This is a genomic window from Mesorhizobium helmanticense, assembly GCF_003034915.1.
Classification (GTDB): domain Bacteria; phylum Pseudomonadota; class Alphaproteobacteria; order Rhizobiales; family Rhizobiaceae; genus Mesorhizobium; species Mesorhizobium helmanticense.
The window spans coordinates 95,278-112,919 of sequence record NZ_PZJX01000024.1 but is presented as its reverse complement, the minus strand read 5'-3'; the positions used below and the strand labels follow the sequence as shown (position 1 = coordinate 112,919).

Genomic DNA, 17,642 nt, shown 5'->3' with positions numbered 1-17,642 from the left:
CGGTTCCCACTTTTCGGGATCATGGTCAGCCTAAACCTTCTCCCAGCCTTCCTTCTCGCCGGCGCGGAAGATGGCGTCGATGACCTTCTGGTTGAGCACGGATTCTTCCAGCGTGAAAACGCGGTCCTTGCCGCCCTGTGCCGCCCGCGCGAATGCTTCGACCTCCAGCCGGTACTGCTGCGTGCCGGGAAAGCGGAACACTTGCGCCTCGGTGTGGTTCTGGTTGTGCAATTCGATACGGTGATGGTCATAGAGACCGGCATTGAACGGCGAGAACACTTCGATGAAACCCTTCTCGCCGTGGAATACCATCACCTGCCGCGCCGCCATCTGCGTCGACAGATAGAAGGACAGCTCAAAATCGCCGAAATCGGCGCGGATCGAGGAATAGATGTCGGTGCCGAATTTCTTGTCGCGCTCGATGGTCGCTTGTACCCGCAGCGGCTCCTTGCCGGTCGAGAAGCGCGTCGACACCGTCGGATAGACACCGATATCGGGCAGCGCGCCGCCGCCGAGGTCGAGCTGGTTGCGCATGTTGGTGGGGTCGACATTGTAATAGGAGAACGCGCCCTGGACATGGCGCAGCCGGCCGATGGCGCCGCTGGCGATGAGCTCGCGCACCTTGATCCATTGCGGATGGTAGACGACCATGAAGGCCTCGCAGACCAGCACCTTTTTGGTGTCGCGCAGCTTGATCAGCGGCGGAATGTCCTTGGCATCGAGCGCCAGCGGCTTTTCGACCAGCACATGCTTGCCGGCTTCGATCGCCTTCGCCGTCCATTCGACATGCTGCGAGGTCGGCAACGGGATATAGACGCCATCGACCTCCTTGGAGGCGAGCAGTTCCTCATAAGAACCGAACGCATGGCGCGCGCCGAAGCGCTCGGCCAGCGCGCGCGCCTTCGACACATCGCGGCTGGCGATCGCCGACAAAACGCCGTTCTCCGCCTCGACCATCGCGGGCAAAAGATGCTCGCGGCCGATCTTGGCCGTCGACAAAACACCCCATCGGAACATCAGGCTTCCTCCATCTCGATTGCAGGAGTGGAGGTTTGCCCTAATTCAGGAGAAAAGCCAATGCGGGAGCGCTAGTTCCTCGCCCCACGAAGTGGGGAGAGGTGGCCCGGCGAAGCCGGGACGGAGAGGGGCCTTCGTAGAGTGCCCGGGCTTGCCAATCTAAGCGCCCTTGGGCTTCGCTTCATGACCGCCCAAGTCAGAGGGTTCTGGCTTCGCGACCGTCGTCCCCCTCTCCGTCCCGGCTTCGCCGGGCCACCTCTCCCCCGCGTGGCGGGGGCGAGGAACCCAGTCCTGCGAAGGCTAACCCCTTTTGCCGGTCAGCGTCATATCGAAGTCGACGATGTTGGAATAGATCGGCGTGCCGACATCCATGCCGTAGCGCGAGCGCAGTACCTTGCCGGTGACGTGGAAATTTATCGTGCCGGCCTTGAGGCCGCCGAGCTCGGCGGTGAACTTTTCCGGAAAGGTCTTGCCGCGCGCGGTCAACCGGCCGGTGATGAGGGCCGACGTGTCACCGGTGCGTTTGACGCTGGTCGAGCGGAACTGGATTTCCGGGCTGTTGGCGGCATCGAACACAGCGTCCGAGCGAAGGAAGGCGTCGATGCGGCTTTGGCCGGTGCCGACGCTTTCGGGGAAGATGGTGAAATTGACCTGGGAGCGCCCGACATCGCTGTTGTCAATGCGGATGCTGCCCTTGAAACGAGAGAAGGCGCCGTCGAGCCCGCCGCCGCCGACCTTGCCGATGGAGAAGCGGATGCTGGAGCTGGCCGGGCTGATCGTATAGCTGCCGGCAGCGTCGCTAAGGGCGACCGCCGCGGAAGCAGGCATGGCAATGCAAGCGGCGACTGCCGCAAATCCGAAGATACGCGCGTACATGGGGCTTTTTCCTTCTGGAGACACGCATTGTCTGCGTCCTCTTCCCACCAACGAATGAGCAGCCCACCCTATTCCATGTCACGGTCTGACGAAGGCGTGATCATGCGCGTCAGCACCGTGTCCTTCAGCCAGAAATGATGGCGCAGCGCAGCCAGCGCATGCAGAGCGACAAGCGCGATGCCGGCATAGGCGAGATACCAATGCGCTGCCGCCCAGAAGCTCTCGGCCGCATCCGATTCGGCCAATGGCAGATTCGGCATGACGAACAGGTTGAAGGGCATGCTGGGTATCTCCAGCATCGAGACCGAAACCAGCGCCCAGCCGGACAGGGGCAGCGCAAGCTGAAATGCATAGAGCGCAAAATGCGCGAGCGGCGCCGTCCGGCGTTCGAGAGACCCGACCGAGCGCGGCAGGGCCGGCCCTGCATTGCCGATGCGCCAGGCGATGCGCAGGATGATGAGGCCAAGCAGCAGGAAACCAAACGACTTGTGCAGCTGGATCAGCTCGAAGGCGGTGCGCTGGCTGGTTAGCCGCACCATGACGAAGCCAAGCGCGAACTGACCGATGAAGATCAAAGCGATCAACCAGTGAAGAACGATCGCTGCCCAGCCGTAGCGGGTCGAAGTGTTGGTGATCGATGCGGACATGGTCGGTGAACGCCCGCGAGCCCAGCTTTCATCCGGAGGTCTTGAAGAAATCGACAAAGGCCCTGAGCGCCGGCCGCATCTGGCGGCGGCTCGGGTAATAGACGAAGAAGCCGTTGAAGGGTTGGCACCAGTCCTCCAGCACGCGAATGAGCCTGCCATCGGCAATCGCCTCGCGGACATAATCCTCGAACAGGAAAGCAAGCCCGGCGCCATCGATGGCCGCATTGGCGATCAGATAGTCCTCGTCGAGAATCAGCGGGCCTTGCACCGCCAGTTCGATCTCCTCACCGTCCCTCTCGAATTCCCAGCGATAGAGGATGCCGCTGGAGAAGCGGAAGCGCAGGCATCGGTGGTCGGCGAGATCATTGGGATGGCGCGGCTTGGGCATGTTCCTGAAGTAGGACGGCGCACCGACCACGGCGCCGCGAATATAGGGGCCGATGCGCACCGCGATCATGTCGCGCTGCAGGCTCTCGCTGAGCCGGACGCCTGCGTCGAAGCCGCCTTCGACGACGTCGGTGAAGCGGTCCTCGATGACGATCTCCAGCACGATATCCGGATAGGCCGCGGCAAAGGCGCCGAGCCGTGGCGTCAGCGCCAGATGGGCCGCGGTGCGCGGCACGGTGAGCCTGAGATTGCCAGCCGGCCGGTCGCGCGCCTCGACCGCCGATTCCAGCGCAAGGTCTATCTCCGACAGCGCCGGCCGCAGACGCTCCAGCAATTGCGCGCCTTCTTCCGTCGGGGCGACGCTGCGCGTGCTACGTGCCAGCAGGCGAACGCCGAGCCGCGCTTCCAGGGTGGAGATCGCGTGACTGACCGCAGAGGGTGCAATGGCCAACTCCCTGGCGGCACCGCGAAAGCTGCCGAATTGGGCGACAGTTGCCAGCACCGCCAGTTGGGAAAGGTGAGCTCGATTCATTGATCTATCTTTTAGAACAGCCTGTGCAGATGAGAGCCGATTATCGAACAGGAAGCAAGGCGCTATGTCTACCGCATCGCAACAAGGAGACGCGTGATGCAGACCCGCAAGCTAGGAACTGAATTGGATGTCTACCCCGTCGGCCTCGGCTGCATGGGCATGAGCTTCGTCTATGGCGGCCAGGAGGAGAAGGAGTCGATCGCCACGCTGCGCCGCGCCGTCGAGATCGGCGTCAATTTCTTCGACACGGCCGAGGTCTATGGCCCCTATGAGAACGAGATCCTGCTCGGCAAGGCGCTGGGACCGGTCCGCGACCGCGTGACCATCGCGACCAAATTCGGCTTCAGGATCCTCGAAGAAGGCACGGGCATCGATCGCATGGCTGGTGTCGACAGCCGCCCCGAGCACGTCAAGGCGGTCGCCGAGGCGTCGCTGAAGCGGCTGGGCACCGATGTGATCGGCCTCTATTACCAGCACCGTGTCGATCCCAATGTGCCGATCGAGGACACGGTCGGCGCCATGGCCGAGTTGGTGCGCGAGGGCAAGGTGCGCGCGCTGGGCCTCTCGGAGGCAAGCGCGGCGACCATCCGCCGGGCGCATGCCGTGCATCCGATCGCGGCCGTGCAGAGCGAATACTCGCTTTGGAGCCGCGATCCGGAAGAAGAAGTGTTCGCCGTCTGCCGCGAACTCGGCATCGGCTTTGTCCCCTACAGCCCGCTCGGCCGCGGCCTGCTCACCGGCACCATCGCCAAACCCGACGTTCTCGGCGCCGACGACTGGCGCCGTAGCTTGCCGCGCTTCCAGGCCGAGGCGATGGCAGCCAATGCGGCTGTCATCGCCGTGCTGGAAAGGATGGCGGCAGAGAAGGGCGTGACACCGGCGCAATTGGCGCTGGCCTGGGTGCTGCATCAGGGCGACTTCATCGTGCCGATCCCCGGCGCGCGAAAAATCCGCCATCTGGAGCAGAACACGGCGGCGGCTGAGATCGTGCTGAGCCAAGCCGAGGTCGCGGCCATTGGCGACGCACTGTCGCCGGACAAGGTCGTCGGCAAGCGCTACACGGAGGAGTTGCTGGCGCTGGTCAATGGGTGAATGGCGATCTCAGAAACGAAAGGGGCGCTGCGGCGCCTCTTTTTGCGTGTAGCGGTGCAAAAAGGTTGCGAGACGTGGCGCGAGGCACCCCCCTCTGTCCTGCCGGACATCTCCCCCTCAAGGGGGGAGATTGGATGTCACCTCGGCTTTCGCCAATCGTCAGCATTGAATGAAAGGCGGGACGGCAAAGTGGCCAATCTCCCCCCTTGAGGGGGAGATGTCCGGCAGGACAGAGGGGGGGTGCCTCGCGCCAACGTCTGCGGAGAATATTAGCCTCGCCACGGCTCGACAGTGATTTCCGGCCAATTGTCCTTGGCCCGAGCCCCCTTCGTTTCATGCGTCTCCTGGTTGTCCATCACCCGGTTCGGCGTGACGCGGAACGAGAAGATGTCGTCGAGGCCGAACGGCGCCACCAGTTGGAGCTGGCCGTCATTGTCCATGCGGACGCCGACCGCGTGGGTCCGCGAGGCGAAAAAGCCGAGCGAGTGGCTGGAGCTGGTATAGCGGGGGCAGCTTCGCCCAAACTTCAGGGGATACCACAGGTGCACCCGCGCCTGATTGCGGATCTCGACCGGCAGCGGCAGGCCGGCGAAGACCGGAGCGGCGCGGGCAATGACAGCGTCCTCGGCCTCGTAGGACAGGTCGCTCTCGTCGAAATAGAACAGGTCGACATCCCTGATGCCGTAACCCGACGGCTTGCCGGTCAGATGGTTCCAGACGCTGTTGTAGAGCGCGCCCGAGACAACCAGCCAATCGGGCAGATCGAGCGCGCGTGCCCGCTTCAGCGTCTCGCCGAGCAGCGGGTCGGCGGAGACGATGTCGAGGAAAGCCGTGCGTTGGGTTTCAAAGAAGAGCCCGGAATAGCGTAGATGGTCCATCGCCCTTTGGAGGGCGATTCGCCATCGATCCGCAATCCTCTATGCTCTCAACACCCCACCCGTCTGCTTGCCGACATTCTCGACGATGCGCCTGGCCAGCGCCTCGAAATCCTCGTCGGTCAGTGTCTTTTCGACCGGCTGGATCGACACTTCGATGGCGATCGATTTCTTGTCGGCCCCCAGCGACGCCCCTTCGAAGACGTCGAAGACCGAGACACCTGATATCAGCTTCCTGTCGGCGGCAAGGGCGGCGCGCACCAGCGTGCCGGCCTCGACCGCTCTATCGACGACGAAAGCGAAGTCGCGCTTCACCGCCTGGAAGGCGGACAGCTCCAGCCTGGGCTTGGTTTTCGTCGGCTTGGCCTTCGGCTCGGGCACCGCGTCGACAAAGACCTCGAAACCGCAAAGCGGGCCTGAGACGTCAAGCCCTTCCAGCGTCTTTGGATGGAACTCGCCGAACGTTCCCAAGACAACTTTTGGCCCGAGCTTGATCGTGCCGGAGCGGCCGGGATGGTACCAGGCCGGGCCGCCGGCCTCGATCTGCAGTCGGTCGACCGGCGCGCCGCAGGCTTCGAGCGCTGCGATCGCGTCGGCCTTGGCGTCGAACACGCCGACCGGACCTGAATTGCCGGCCCAGTTGCGGCCAGAGCCGTCGAGCTTGGCGGTGCCGCGCCGCACGCCGGCGGCGACGCGCCGCTGCTGGTCGGCGCCATCGCCCTCATAGGTGCCCGAGACCTCGAACAACGCGACATCGCCAATGCCCTTGTCGGCATTGCGCTGGGCAGCGGCGATCAGGCCGGGCAACAGCGAAGGCCGCATGTCGGACATGTCGGCGGCGATCGGGTTGGCAAGCTTAAGCGCCGTCTGACCACCGCCGAACAGTTCGGCGTGCTTTGCCGGAATGAACGACCAGGTGACGGCCTCCATCATGCCGCGTACGGCAAGCGCCCGCTTGGCCGCGCGGGTGCGGATCTGCAGCGTCGTCAGGATTTTCGCATTGACCGCGTCATGGGCGCCGAGCGGCTGGGCCAGGATGTTGTCGACGCCATGGATGCGCATCACCTCTTCGACCAGGTCGGCCTTGCCGTCGACATCCGGCCGCCAGGAAGGGACCTTCACATCGACGACGTCGCCCGAGCCCTGCGGCTCGAAGCCGAGGCGCGACAGGATGCCGAGGCTCTCGTCCCTGGGCACCTCGATGCCGGTCAGGCGCTTCACTTCCGACAGCGGGAAGGCCACGATCTTGGGCGTGTGGCCGGCATAGCCGACGACTTCGGTTTCCGTCGGCGTGCCGCCGCAGAAATCGAGCACCAGCTTCGTCGCCAGCTCCACGCCGGGGACCATGAATTCGGGATCGACGCCGCGCTCGAAGCGGTAGCGCGCATCGGTGATGATGCCGAGCGTGCGGCCGGTACGGGCCGTGGTGATCGGATCCCAGAGCGCGGATTCGATCAGCACGTCTGACGTGTTCTCGTCGCAGCCGGAATGCTCGCCGCCCATGATGCCGGCGATCGACTCGACACCGTCCTCGTCGGCGATGACGCACATTTCGGGCGTCAGCGTGTATTCACGGCCATCGAGCGCTTGTACCTTTTCGCCATCCTTCGCCCTGCGCACGGTGAGGTTGCCGGCGACCTTCGCGGCGTCGAAGACATGCAGCGGCCGGCCGCGGTCGAAGGTCACGTAATTGGTGATGTCGACCAGCGCGCTGATCGGCCTCAGCCCAATGGCGATCAGCCGCTGCTGCAGCCATTTCGGCGACGGGCCGTTCTTCACGCCCTTGACCAGCCGCAGCGCGAAGCCGGGGCAAAGCTCCGGCGCTTCGATCTTCACCTTGACCGGGCACATGCCGTTGCCGGCATGCGGCATGATCGCGCCGCCGACGAGCCGGCCAAGCCCGCTTGCGGCGAGATCCCTGGCGATGCCATAGACGCTTGTCGCATCCGGCCGGTTCGGCGTCAGGTTGATCTCGATCACAGGATCGTCGAGATGCGCATAGGCGGCGAAGCTGGTGCCGACGGGGGCATCCTCCGGCAGGTCGATGATACCGTGATGCTCGTCTGACAGCTCCAGCTCGCGCTCGGAGCACATCATGCCGTGGCTCTCGACGCCGCGGATCTTGCCGACGGTCAGCGTCACGTCGATGCCGGGAACGTAGGTGCCGGGCGCCGCGAAGGCGCCGATCAGGCCCGCGCGGGCGTTCGGCGCGCCACACACCACCTGCACCGGGGCCTTGCCGTCGCCGGTATCGACGGTCAGCACGCGCAGCCGGTCGGCGTCGGGGTGCTGCACCGCCGTCAGCACCTTGGCGATGACGAAAGGCTTCAGGCCCGCCTTGTCGTCGACGTGCTCGACTTCGAGGCCGATCGAGGTCAGCCGCTCGACGATCTCCGCCAGCGAGGCGTCGGTCTCCAGATGGTCCTTGAGCCAGGAGAGGGTGAATTTCATGACAGTGTTCCGTCTGATGGTCTTTGCCCGTGAGGACTTTGCAAGTTGGCAGGTCTGGGCACGCTGGTCTTGAGATGTCTCGGCAAGTCGTCCGGCATGTGCAGGAAAGGAAGCTGCTCGCGCACATGGGCGTGGTGCGTCGGCCTGAAATAGGCCGGCATGTCCATGGCGCCGAGCATGAAGTAGATATGGTCTTCCAACCGCTCGTCGACATAGGCGATGGGCGAGCCGCAGGTGCCGCAGAAGGAGCGCGTCACCGGCCCGTTCTCGAACATCTTCAAGGCTTTGCCGGTAAAGGCGACCTGGTCGCTCATAAAGCCGACAAAGGCCGATACCGGCGCGCCGCTGGCCCGACGGCAATCGCCGCAATGGCAATAGCTGATGTGATGCGGTTCGGCCGAGGCCTCGAACCGCACGGCGCCGCAGCGGCAGCCGCCGGCGTGCGACGCTGTCATGTGCTCAAGCCCCCGAACAGCGTCGGCATGTCGAGGGGCCGGAAGCCGTAATGCGACAGCCAGCGCACATCGGCGTCGAAAAACGCGCGCAGGTCCGGCATGCCGTATTTCAGCATGGCGATGCGGTCGATGCCCATACCCCAGGCGAAGCCCTGGTACTCGTCGGGGTCGAGACCGCCGAACCTCAGCACATTGGGGTCCACCATGCCGCAGCCGAGGATCTCCAGCCAGTCGGAACCTTCGCCGAAGCGCACCTCGCCCGGCTTGGAGCGGTCGCACTGGATATCGACCTCGAGGCTGGGCTCGGTGAACGGGAAGAAGCTCGGCCGGAAGCGCATCTTGACCTGCGGCACTTCGAAGAAGGCCTTGCAGAACTCCTCCAGCACCCACTTCATGTTGGCGACATTGGCCGACTTGTCGATGACCAGCCCCTCGACCTGATGGAACATCGGCGAGTGGGTGGCATCGGAATCCTGCCTATAGGTCTTGCCGGGGATGACGATGCGGATCGGCGGCTTCTGCTGCTCCATGGTGCGGATCTGCACCGGCGAGGTGTGGGTGCGCAGCATCTTGCGCTCGCCCTTCTCATCCGGCTGGAAGAAGAAGGTGTCGTGCATCTCGCGCGCCGGGTGGCCTTCGGGGAAATTCAGCGCGGTGAAATTGTAATAGTCGGTCTCGATGTCCGGGCCTTCGGCGATGGCGAAACCGAGATCGCCGAAGATCGCGGCGATCTCGTCGATGACCTGGCTGATCGGATGGATGCGGCCGCGCTCTGCCGGCGACTGGCGCACCGGCAAGGTGACATCGACCTTCTCGGCGGCGAGCCTGGCCGCGATCGCCACATCCTTCAACTCGGCCCGACGCGCGGAAAGCGCCTCGGTGACGCGGTTTTTCAGGCCGTTGATCGCCGGGCCTTTTAGCTGGCGTTCCTCGGCGCTCATCGCGCCCAGCGTCTTCAGCATTTCTGAGACCGAGCCCTTCTTGCCGAGCGCCGAAACGCGCACGGCTTCGATGGCCTGCTCGTCGGCCGCCGACGCGATGTCGGCCATCAGGGAATTCTCTAGAGTTTCCATATCGCTCATGTTCCAGACCCGATTGAGCCAAAGAAAAACCCGCGCCAGCCGTGCCAGCGCGGGTTCCCCAAATCAGAATTGCGAATGCTTGGGAAGCGCTGGTCTTAAGCGACAGCGCTTTCAAAAGCGTTCGGCGTGGTGTTCTTGAGGTATTCGAGCGCGACCTTGGCCTTGGCCACGAGTGCGGCGAAAGCCTGCGGCTCGTGGATGGCCATGTCCGACAGGATCTTGCGGTCGATCTCGATGCCGGCCTTGTTGAGGCCGTCGATGAAGCGGCCATAGGTCAGGCCGTGTTCGTGGGTCGCGGCGTTGATGCGCTGGATCCACAGCGCGCGGAACGAGCGCTTGCGGTTCTTGCGGTCGCGGTAGGCGTATTGCAGCGACTTTTCCACCGCCTGCTTGGCGATGCGGATGGTGTTCTTGCGGCGGCCGTAGAAGCCCTTGGCGGCTTTCAGGACCTTCTTGTGCTTGGCGTGCGAGGTGACGCCTCTTTTTACGCGTGCCATGTCATGATCTCCTTAAACGTGTCCGGACCGAATGCTCTTGTTGTTTGGCGCATGATGTCTTCCAAAAAGTCTGCAACTTTTTGGCATCATGCCCTAGAGGCCGTTCGGCAGAAAATTCTTGATGACCTTCTTGCCATCCGGTTCAGCCAGAACCATCGTGCCGCGGGCATTTCGAATGAACTTGTTGGAACGCTTGATCATGCCGTGACGCTTGCCGGCCGCAGCCGACAGGACTTTACCCGTACCTGTGATCTTGAACCGCTTCTTGGCGGCCGATTTGGTCTTCATCTTGGGCATTTTGCTACTCCGTTATGTGCGCACGATCGCGCTTTTTGTTCGCTTCAGGCTGACCAAAGCCCGAAAAGCAAATGAAACCGCCACGGCATGCCCTGCCGGGCGGTTTTTTGGGAACGGCGGCTCTATACGTCAAAGCCGGCGGCTGTGCAACACCTCAGGACAGCGACGTTCCGCCCCGATCACGGGAAGCGAAACAGCACCGGCAGCATACCCGACTGCTGCGCACCGTCGATCAGTTCGAAGAACGGCAGCGCCACCAGGAACACCAGGCCGTCCAGCAGCGTGGTGCGCAGCAGGCGCGGCTTGAAGCTGCCGGTGTCGCCCTCCTGATAGAGCGAAAGCTTCGGCAAGAAGCGCGGCACTTTCGCCAGATAGGCCCGGTATGGCGCGCCAAGGACCTCCTTGAGGTATCTCTCCTCGCGCAGGATGACGATGTAGAAGGCACCCGCGCAGAGCACCCCAAATCCGATCGTAGCCGTGATCGAGCCGATCTGTGCGCCAACGCCGGCTGCAGCCAGAGTGGAGAAGACATAGAGCGGGTTGCGGGTGATCGAATAGGGTCCGCCGGTCACCACTTCGGAAGATTTGCGTCCGCCGATGTAAAGCGTCGACCACAAGCGCCCGACGACGCCGAGAAAGATCATCAGGACGCCGACCATTTCGATCGTCTCATGCACAATAGTGTCGGGCGGAAAGGTCGATTGGCCGAACAGCAGCGCCGCGAACATCACCACGATCAGGACGGCAAGCACCAACCTGCGCATGTGCTGGTAGCCGCCAAGCCCGTGTTTGACCTGCGCATATCTGACTTCATTGACCATGTCGGGTTTCCGATCGTCGAGGAACTTGCCGCGAGCGCCCGGCCAAGAAAACAGGCGTCCCGCCGATCGCCGGGACGCCTTGCACCATGATTCAGGCGGATTTAATGCACGTCAGCCAAAACCTTGCCGGTTTTGAGGCAACGGCGCTTAACGGGGCGCCAGCACCATCATCATCTGCCGGCCTTCGAGCTTCGGTTCGGCTTCGACCTTGGCGATGGGCGCCACTTCCTCGCGAACCTTGTTCAGAAGCTGCATGCCGAGTTCCATATGCGCCATCTCGCGGCCACGGAAGCGCAGCGTCAGCTTGACCTTGTCGCCTTCCTCGAAGAAGCGCCGGACGGCCTTCATCTTGGTCTCGTAGTCGTGGCTGTCGATGTTCGGGCGCATCTTGATCTCCTTGATCTCGATGACCTTCTGGTTCTTGCGCGCTTCGGCCGCCTTCTTCTGGTTGGCGTATTTCAGCTTGCCGAGATCGAGGATCTTCACGACGGGCGGCACCGCGTTGGGCGATATCTCGACCAGATCGAGCCCCGCCTCTTCGGCGAGCAGCAATGCGTCGTTGATGGAGGTATCGCCGCGGTTCTGGCCGTCGGCGTCGATAAGCTGGACCCGGGGAACCCGGATGTCACGGTTGGAGCGCGGGCCATCCTTGGTGGGCGCCGCTGCTTTGAAAGGTCTGCGAATGGTCGTGGTCTCCTTGAGCCGTTTCGTTCAGGATGTTCAGTTCATATCGGTGGACGCGCCAATGTGGTGAGCGCGCGGTCGGAGTCAATAGCACAGCATTCTCAGGAAATCACCTGATTGCAGGCCTGTACCAAGCAAAGAAAGACCGACAGCACTTTTCGCGGGACCTGTGGCTGTGCCAAAAGACCGGCGTGAAGGAACCAACCATGACCAATCCGGTTTTTCTCGACGTCGACGGAACCAACATCGCCGTCCGACTGATAGCGGGCGCCGCGCCCGGCATCGTCTGGCTCGGCGGCTACAAATCCGACATGCTGGGCACCAAGGCCGAGACGCTGTCGCAATGGGCGGAGGAGCAAGGCCGCGCCTTCCTGCGCCACGATTATTCCGGCCATGGCGAATCCGGCGGCGCCTTCGCCGACGGCACCATCTCGAAATGGCTGGCCGAGAGCCTTGCGGTGTTCCGCGACTACACCAAGGGCAAGCAGATCCTGGTCGGTTCCTCGATGGGTGCCTGGATCGCGTTGCGCATGGTCCAGGAACTGCGCAAGGCCGGTGAGAACCGCATCGCCGGCCTGGTGCTGCTGGCGCCGGCGCCGGATTTCACCGCCGAACTGGTCGAGCCGGTGCTGACCAAGGCGCAGAAGCGCGATCTCAAGGAGAAAGGGTTTTTCGAGGAGCCGTCGGATTATTCCGCCGAGCCTTACATCTACACGCGCGCGCTGATCGAGGACGGCAGGGCGAACCTGGTGATGACCGGGCCGATCGACACGCATTGCCCGATCCACATATTGCAAGGCCTGGCCGATCCCGACGTGCCGTCAAGCCATGCGCTGAAACTGGTCAGCCTGCTGCCGGCCGACGACGTGACGCTGTCGCTGATTCCCGGCGGCGACCATCGCCTGTCGCGGCCGCAGGATCTCGACATGCTGGTGCGGGCGGTGGACGCCATGGCTCGGCAAGCAGGCTAGAGGACGGGCAGGCTAGAGAATGCGCATTTCCATTCCGATATCCGCCTTCGTCGCGGCGATCGTCGGCTTCGGCGGCACGCTCGCAATCGTGATTGCCGCCGCCAAGGCGGTCGACGCCACGCAAATCGAGACCGCAAGCTGGGTCACGGCGCTTTGCCTGGCCATGGCGATCGAGAGCCTGTGGCTGTCATGGCGCACGAAAATGCCTATCATCACCGCCTGGTCGACGCCGGGGCTGGCACTGATCGCGGCATCGAGCGGCTTTTCGATGGCGGAGGCCGTCGGCGCCTTCATCGTCACCGGTATCCTTTTGATCGTCACCGGACTGTTCAAGCCATTGACCCGGCTGATCGCCAGGATACCGGCCTCGGTGGCGTCGGGCATGCTGGCCGGCATACTCGTCAGCTTCGCCACCAATGCGGTCAAGGCCATTCCCGTCGATCCCTGGCTGATCCTGCCGCTGATCGCGGCCTTCTTTGTCATCCGGTTGTTCAATCCGGCGCTGTCGGTTCTCGCGGTACTGATCGGCGGCGGCCTCGCCGCCTTCCTCACCGGCCGGGTCGGCGGCCTGCCGACACCGGAATTGTCGACCCTGACGCTGGTTGCGCCGCATTTCTCCGTCACGGCGCTGATCGGGCTCGCCCTGCCGCTCTACCTCGTCACCATGGCCTCGCAGAACCTGTCCGGCCTCGCCGTGCTGAGGGCGGCCGGCTACCATCCCGAGCCCGGCCCGCTGATCGGTGTCACCGGCCTGTTTTCGCTGCTGACGGCGCCGCTCGGCGCCTCGACCACCAATCTGGCGGCAATCTCGGCGGCGATCTGCACCGGACCGGACGTGCATCCGGATCCGGCCGAGCGCTGGAAGACCGGGCCCTTCTATGCGCTTGCCTATCTCGTCTTCGCCCTGTTCGGCGCCTCGCTGGTGGCGATCTTTGCCGTTTTGCCGCAGAGCCTGATCGTGCTGGTCGCCGGCCTGGCGCTGATGGCGCCGCTCGCCAACGCGCTGTCGATCGCGCTCAAGGAAGAAAGCGAGCGCATGGCCGCCACCGTCACCTTTGCCGTCACCGCCTCGGGGCTGACGCTGTTCGGTGTCGGCGCCGCGTTCTGGGGCCTGGTCGCCGGCCTGGTCGTGCTTTTCCTCGAAATGCTCAAAAAGCGATAATCATTTCAGCAGCTTGTCCGGTTTTGGCCGATACTGTCTTGAATCGCCGTTTTTCCGTTCCCATTTCGATTCCACGCAGCCGGGTTTGGCTGTCTCCAACTGAAGGAACGGGAGAAAATGAACACATCTGCTTTGATCCGTCCGGCCTGGACGCCGGCGACCATCGCGCTGATGGTAATCGGTTTCATGGTGTTCTGGCCGCTCGGCTTCGCCATGCTCGCCTACATCATCTGGGGCGACCGGCTCGACGGCTTCAAGCGTGACGTCAACCGCGCCACCGACGGCATCTTCGCCGGCTGCCGCCGCGGTTCCGACAAGGCCGCGCGCTGGGGTCATGGCTCCGCCCGCACCGGCAATGTCGCTTTCGACGACTGGCGCGAAAAGGAACTCGAGCGCCTGGCTGAAGAGCGCCGCAAGCTTGACGAGATGCTGAGCGAGTTCGACGATTATGCTCGCGAGCTGCGCCGCGCCAAGGACCAGGACGAATTCGACCGGTTCATGGCGAACCGCAACAAGTCGACTGCCCCGACGACAACGGGAACGACCAAGACGACTGGGCCGACGACGCCCAAGCGCAAGGGCTCGAACCTCCTTGACGACTAGCGCCGAGCAACAAGCCTTGGCATGATGAACGGCGTCGCCTGAGCGGCGCCGTTTCTTTTTTGTTCTCTTTTCGCGTTCGCACCTCTAGTCGTTTTCCTCGAATCGCGTATCGTCCGGCCATGACCATCGGCTTCTTCCGCAACCTGACCAAGCCCAAGCCTGCGCCCGTCGTGGAGCGCGAGCATTGTGTCGCCGGCCGCACGCTGCCGCTCAAGATCGTCGAGAGCGACCGGGCGCGGCGGCTGACGCTGCGCATCGATTCCGGCGGCCGGGGTTTGCGCATCACCGTGCCGCCAGGCCTGCGGCGGGGCGAGGTGGAAAAATTCCTAGACCGCCATCAGGACTGGCTGGAGCAGCGGCTGGCCAAGGTGCCCAACCGGCCGCAAGTGCGGCCAGGGATCAAGATCCCGGTGCGCGGCGTGCCGCACCGCATCGTCCATGAACCGGCAAAACGCGGCACAGTGACCATCTCGCGCGACGAGCGTGGTCCACTGCTGATCGTGCATGGTGAGCGCATACATCTGCCGCGCCGTATCGCCGATTTCCTCAAGCGCGAAGCCAAGCGCGAGATCGAGCGGCTGGTGGTCAAGCACACAGCTACGATCAACAAGCGCGCCAAGGCGATCCGCTTCAAGGACACATCGAGCCGCTGGGGCTCCTGCACCTCCGACGGCAATCTGTCCTTCTCCTGGCGCATCATGATGGCGCCGACGCCGGTCATAAACTACCTCGTCGCGCATGAGGTGGCGCATCTCAAGGAGATGAACCACGGCCCGAAATTCTGGAAACTGTGCGAGCAGCTTTGCCCCGACACCGAGCGCTGCAAGGACTGGCTGAAGCGCAATGGCGGCGCGCTGCAGGCGATCATGTTCGACTGACGCGCCCGGATCGGCCTTAGCCGGTCCACTCAATCGTCATTCGCCGCGTTGAGTTCGTCAGGCCGCAAGCCTTCGTCGCCAGGGCGCGGCCAGGGCAAGAAATTCTTCTCGAATTCATCGCTGCCGAAATAGTCGAGGGCGCGCTGTGCCTCGGCGCCGTTGAAGGCTGCCTTGTCCAGCAGATGCGCGATGACCTCGCGCGCCTGCGCAATCTTTTGCCTGAGTTGGGCGACGGTTTCGTCTGCCATAGTCTGCTCCCGCCTCTATTGCCTCCAAAAGAAGCTAGCGCTTTCTGCGCGGGTGGCAAACAGCATGCTTTTTCTCGACTCTTTTGCCGTTTCGTGCCAATCCCCGCGCCATGGCGCTCGACATCAAGATTTGCGGATTGAAGACCGACAAGGCAGTGGCCGCGGCATTGGCCGGCGGCGCCAGCCATGTCGGCTTCATTTTCTTCGCCAAGAGCCCGCGCTTTATCGATCCCCTGGAAGCCGGCGGCTTGCGTGAAGCCGCGATCGGCAAGGCCAAGGCGGTTGCCGTGACGGTTGACGCCAGCGACGCGTTCCTGGACGAGATCGTTGAAAAAATGCGTCCAGACATGCTGCAGCTTCATGGCTCGGAGACGCCGGAGCGGCTGGCCGAGCTCAAGGCGCGTTATGGCCTGCCTGTCATCAAGGCGCTGCCGGTCAGCGAGGCGGCCGATCTGGAGCGGATAAAACCCTTCATCGGCATTGCCGATCGCTTCCTGTTCGACGCGAAACCGCCCAAAGGTTCGGAACTGCCGGGCGGCAACGGCATTGCCTTCGACTGGCGCATTCTGGCCGGTCTTGACGCCGGCGTCGATTACATGCTTTCCGGTGGGCTCAACGCCGCCAATATCGGCGATGCCCTAAGACTTGCCAACCCGCCCGCAATCGACATCTCGTCCGGCGTGGAAAGTGCACCGGGCGTCAAGGATCCGGCGCTGATCGAACAGTTTTTCCGGGCCGTGAGGGCAGCGCGCGACAATCGCGCAGCCTGACGACTCAAGCAGGGCATGCCACCGAAGGCGAAAGCCGGCTTCCGGCAGGCTCATCAAGACAAGAGGAGATCGGCGATGGACAAGCCGGCGACACCCAATTCCTTCCGCACCGGACCCGACGAACAGGGCATGTTCGGCATCTTCGGCGGCCGCTTCGTCGCCGAGACGCTGATGCCGCTGATCCTCGACCTGGAACGGCACTGGAACGAGGTCAAGAACGACTCGGATTTCAAGGCCGAGCTGACGGACCTTTCGACCCACTATGCCGGACGGCCGTCGAAGCTTTATTTCGCCGAGGGCCTGACCAGGCATTTGGGCGGGGCGAAAGTCTATTTCAAGCGCGAGGACCTGAACCACACCGGCTCGCACAAGATCAACAATTGCCTCGGCCAGATACTGCTGGCCAAGCGCATGGGCAAGAAGCGCATCATCGCCGAGACGGGCGCCGGCCAGCACGGCGTCGCAACGGCTACGGTGGCGGCGCGCTTCGGCTACCCCTGCATAGTCTATATGGGCGCCACCGACGTCGCTCGCCAAAGCCCCAATGTCTTTCGCATGAAGCTGCTCGGCGCCGAAGTCCGGCCGGTGACGGCCGGACACGGCACGCTGAAGGACGCCATGAACGAGGCCTTGCGCGACTGGGTGACCAATGTCGAGGATACTTATTACCTGATCGGCACCGCCGCCGGCCCGCATCCCTATCCGGAGTTGGTGCGCGACTTCCAGTCGGTGATCGGCACCGAGGCGCGCGCCCAGATCCTCGAGCAGGAAGGCCGGCTTCCCGACACCATCATCGCCTGCGTCGGCGGCGGCTCGAACGCCATCGGCCTGTTCCATCCCTTCCTCGACGACAGGCAGGTCCGCATCATCGGCATCGAAGCCGGCGGCCGCGGCCTCGACGGCATCGAACATTGCGCCTCGATGAATGCCGGCGCGCCTGGCGTGCTGCACGGCAACCGCACCTATCTCCTGCAGAACGCCGACGGCCAGATCATGGACGGCCATTCGATCTCGGCCGGCCTCGACTATCCGGGTGTCGGTCCCGAACATTCCTGGCTGCGCGATAGCGGCCGCGTCGAATACGTGCCGATCCTCGACGACGAGGCGCTGGAGGCTTTCAAGCTGACGACGCGGGTCGAGGGCATCATTCCGGCGCTGGAATCGGCCCATGCCATCGCGCATGCGGTCAAGATCGTGCCTGACATGGACAAGGACCAGATCGTCATCGTCAACCTGTCCGGCCGCGGCGACAAGGACGTGCACACGGTGGCCGACATGCTGGGCATGGAGATCTGAT

The 17,642-nt window shown here is 63.5% G+C and carries 20 protein-coding genes; 7 read left to right on the top strand and 13 right to left on the bottom strand.

Features of this window, described 5'->3' with window-relative positions:
• Positions 1–30: 30 nt before the first annotated feature.
• From C9427_RS10295 to C9427_RS10280, 4 genes are all read right to left on the bottom strand, one after another.
• Positions 31–1,017 carry a Gfo/Idh/MocA family protein gene (locus C9427_RS10295; protein WP_107649062.1) on the bottom strand — a complete coding sequence of 329 codons (987 nt, stop codon included), beginning with the start codon at positions 1,015–1,017 and terminating at the stop codon, positions 31–33.
• A gap of 300 nt (positions 1,018–1,317) precedes the next feature.
• Positions 1,318–1,893 carry a YceI family protein gene (locus C9427_RS10290; RefSeq protein ID WP_107649061.1) on the bottom strand — a complete coding sequence of 192 codons (576 nt, stop codon included), beginning with the start codon at positions 1,891–1,893 and terminating at the stop codon, positions 1,318–1,320.
• Positions 1,894–1,961: 68 nt separating this feature from the next.
• Positions 1,962–2,540 carry a cytochrome b gene (locus C9427_RS10285; protein ID WP_107649060.1) on the bottom strand — a complete coding sequence of 193 codons (579 nt, stop codon included), beginning with the start codon at positions 2,538–2,540 and terminating at the stop codon, positions 1,962–1,964.
• A gap of 28 nt (positions 2,541–2,568) precedes the next feature.
• A complete protein-coding gene (locus C9427_RS10280; RefSeq protein WP_107649059.1) occupies positions 2,569–3,459 on the bottom strand; it encodes a LysR family transcriptional regulator in 891 nt (296 codons plus the stop codon).
• 96 nt (positions 3,460–3,555) lie between these two features.
• Here C9427_RS10280 and C9427_RS10275 point away from each other — a divergent pair, with 96 nt between their 5' ends.
• Positions 3,556–4,551: an aldo/keto reductase gene (locus C9427_RS10275; protein ID WP_107649058.1), complete on the top strand. Its 996-nt coding sequence runs from the start codon at positions 3,556–3,558 to the stop codon at positions 4,549–4,551.
• A gap of 269 nt (positions 4,552–4,820) precedes the next feature.
• Here the strand turns inward: C9427_RS10275 and C9427_RS10265 are convergent, their stop codons facing one another.
• The 8 genes from C9427_RS10265 to infC all read right to left on the bottom strand — a co-directional run bounded on the left by C9427_RS10265 (position 4,821) and on the right by infC (position 11,713).
• Positions 4,821–5,429, bottom strand: a complete 609-nt coding sequence (locus C9427_RS10265) for a nucleotidyltransferase family protein (protein ID WP_107649057.1) — start codon at positions 5,427–5,429, stop codon at positions 4,821–4,823.
• 39 nt (positions 5,430–5,468) lie between these two features.
• Positions 5,469–7,877, bottom strand: a complete 2,409-nt coding sequence (gene pheT / locus C9427_RS10260; protein ID WP_107649056.1) for a phenylalanine--tRNA ligase subunit beta — start codon at positions 7,875–7,877, stop codon at positions 5,469–5,471.
• On the bottom strand, positions 7,874–8,332 hold the full coding sequence (locus C9427_RS10255) for a GFA family protein (RefSeq protein WP_107649055.1): 459 nt from the start codon (positions 8,330–8,332) through the stop codon (positions 7,874–7,876). The genes pheT and C9427_RS10255 overlap by 4 nt, the downstream gene beginning before the upstream one ends.
• Complete coding sequence (gene pheS, locus C9427_RS10250; RefSeq protein WP_107649054.1) at positions 8,329–9,414, bottom strand: phenylalanine--tRNA ligase subunit alpha; 1,086 nt, start codon at positions 9,412–9,414, stop codon at positions 8,329–8,331. Before pheS ends, C9427_RS10255 begins: the two co-directional genes overlap by 4 nt.
• Before the next feature lie 95 nt (positions 9,415–9,509).
• Positions 9,510–9,911, bottom strand: coding sequence for a 50S ribosomal protein L20 (gene rplT, locus C9427_RS10245; RefSeq protein WP_006201247.1), 402 nt, complete (start codon positions 9,909–9,911; stop codon positions 9,510–9,512).
• A gap of 93 nt (positions 9,912–10,004) precedes the next feature.
• The gene (rpmI, locus tag C9427_RS10240; RefSeq protein WP_006201248.1) at positions 10,005–10,208 is read right to left on the bottom strand and encodes a 50S ribosomal protein L35; all 204 of its coding nucleotides are present in this window, start codon (positions 10,206–10,208) and stop codon (positions 10,005–10,007) included.
• Positions 10,209–10,387: 179 nt separating this feature from the next.
• Entirely contained in the window at positions 10,388–11,029 is a 642-nt protein-coding gene (locus tag C9427_RS10235) for a methyltransferase family protein (protein WP_107649053.1), read from the bottom strand.
• A 147-nt stretch (positions 11,030–11,176) separates the two neighbouring features.
• Positions 11,177–11,713 (bottom strand): translation initiation factor IF-3, encoded by a 537-nt coding sequence (gene infC, locus C9427_RS10230; RefSeq protein ID WP_097573023.1) that lies wholly within the window; start codon positions 11,711–11,713, stop codon positions 11,177–11,179.
• Positions 11,714–11,919: 206 nt separating this feature from the next.
• Here infC and C9427_RS10225 point away from each other — a divergent pair, with 206 nt between their 5' ends.
• The 4 genes from C9427_RS10225 (at position 11,920) to C9427_RS10210 (ending at position 15,327) form a co-directional block, all read left to right on the top strand.
• Positions 11,920–12,684 (top strand): alpha/beta hydrolase, encoded by a 765-nt coding sequence (locus tag C9427_RS10225; RefSeq protein ID WP_107649245.1) that lies wholly within the window; start codon positions 11,920–11,922, stop codon positions 12,682–12,684.
• A gap of 19 nt (positions 12,685–12,703) precedes the next feature.
• Positions 12,704–13,846, top strand: coding sequence for a benzoate/H(+) symporter BenE family transporter (locus C9427_RS10220; RefSeq protein WP_107649052.1), 1,143 nt, complete (start codon positions 12,704–12,706; stop codon positions 13,844–13,846).
• Positions 13,847–13,963: 117 nt separating this feature from the next.
• A complete protein-coding gene (locus C9427_RS10215) occupies positions 13,964–14,449 on the top strand; it encodes a DUF2852 domain-containing protein (RefSeq protein WP_107649051.1) in 486 nt (161 codons plus the stop codon).
• 119 nt (positions 14,450–14,568) lie between these two features.
• Positions 14,569–15,327: a M48 family metallopeptidase gene (locus C9427_RS10210; RefSeq protein ID WP_107649050.1), complete on the top strand. Its 759-nt coding sequence runs from the start codon at positions 14,569–14,571 to the stop codon at positions 15,325–15,327.
• A gap of 29 nt (positions 15,328–15,356) precedes the next feature.
• Here the strand turns inward: C9427_RS10210 and C9427_RS10205 are convergent, their stop codons facing one another.
• Positions 15,357–15,575 carry a hypothetical protein gene (locus C9427_RS10205; protein ID WP_107649049.1) on the bottom strand — a complete coding sequence of 73 codons (219 nt, stop codon included), beginning with the start codon at positions 15,573–15,575 and terminating at the stop codon, positions 15,357–15,359.
• 110 nt (positions 15,576–15,685) lie between these two features.
• On the opposite strand from C9427_RS10205, the gene C9427_RS10200 reads away from it, so the two are divergent.
• Complete coding sequence (locus tag C9427_RS10200) at positions 15,686–16,345, top strand: phosphoribosylanthranilate isomerase (protein ID WP_107649048.1); 660 nt, start codon at positions 15,686–15,688, stop codon at positions 16,343–16,345.
• A 75-nt stretch (positions 16,346–16,420) separates the two neighbouring features.
• Positions 16,421–17,641 carry a tryptophan synthase subunit beta gene (gene trpB, locus C9427_RS10195; protein WP_107649047.1) on the top strand — a complete coding sequence of 407 codons (1,221 nt, stop codon included), beginning with the start codon at positions 16,421–16,423 and terminating at the stop codon, positions 17,639–17,641.
• Position 17,642 lies beyond the last annotated feature (1 nt).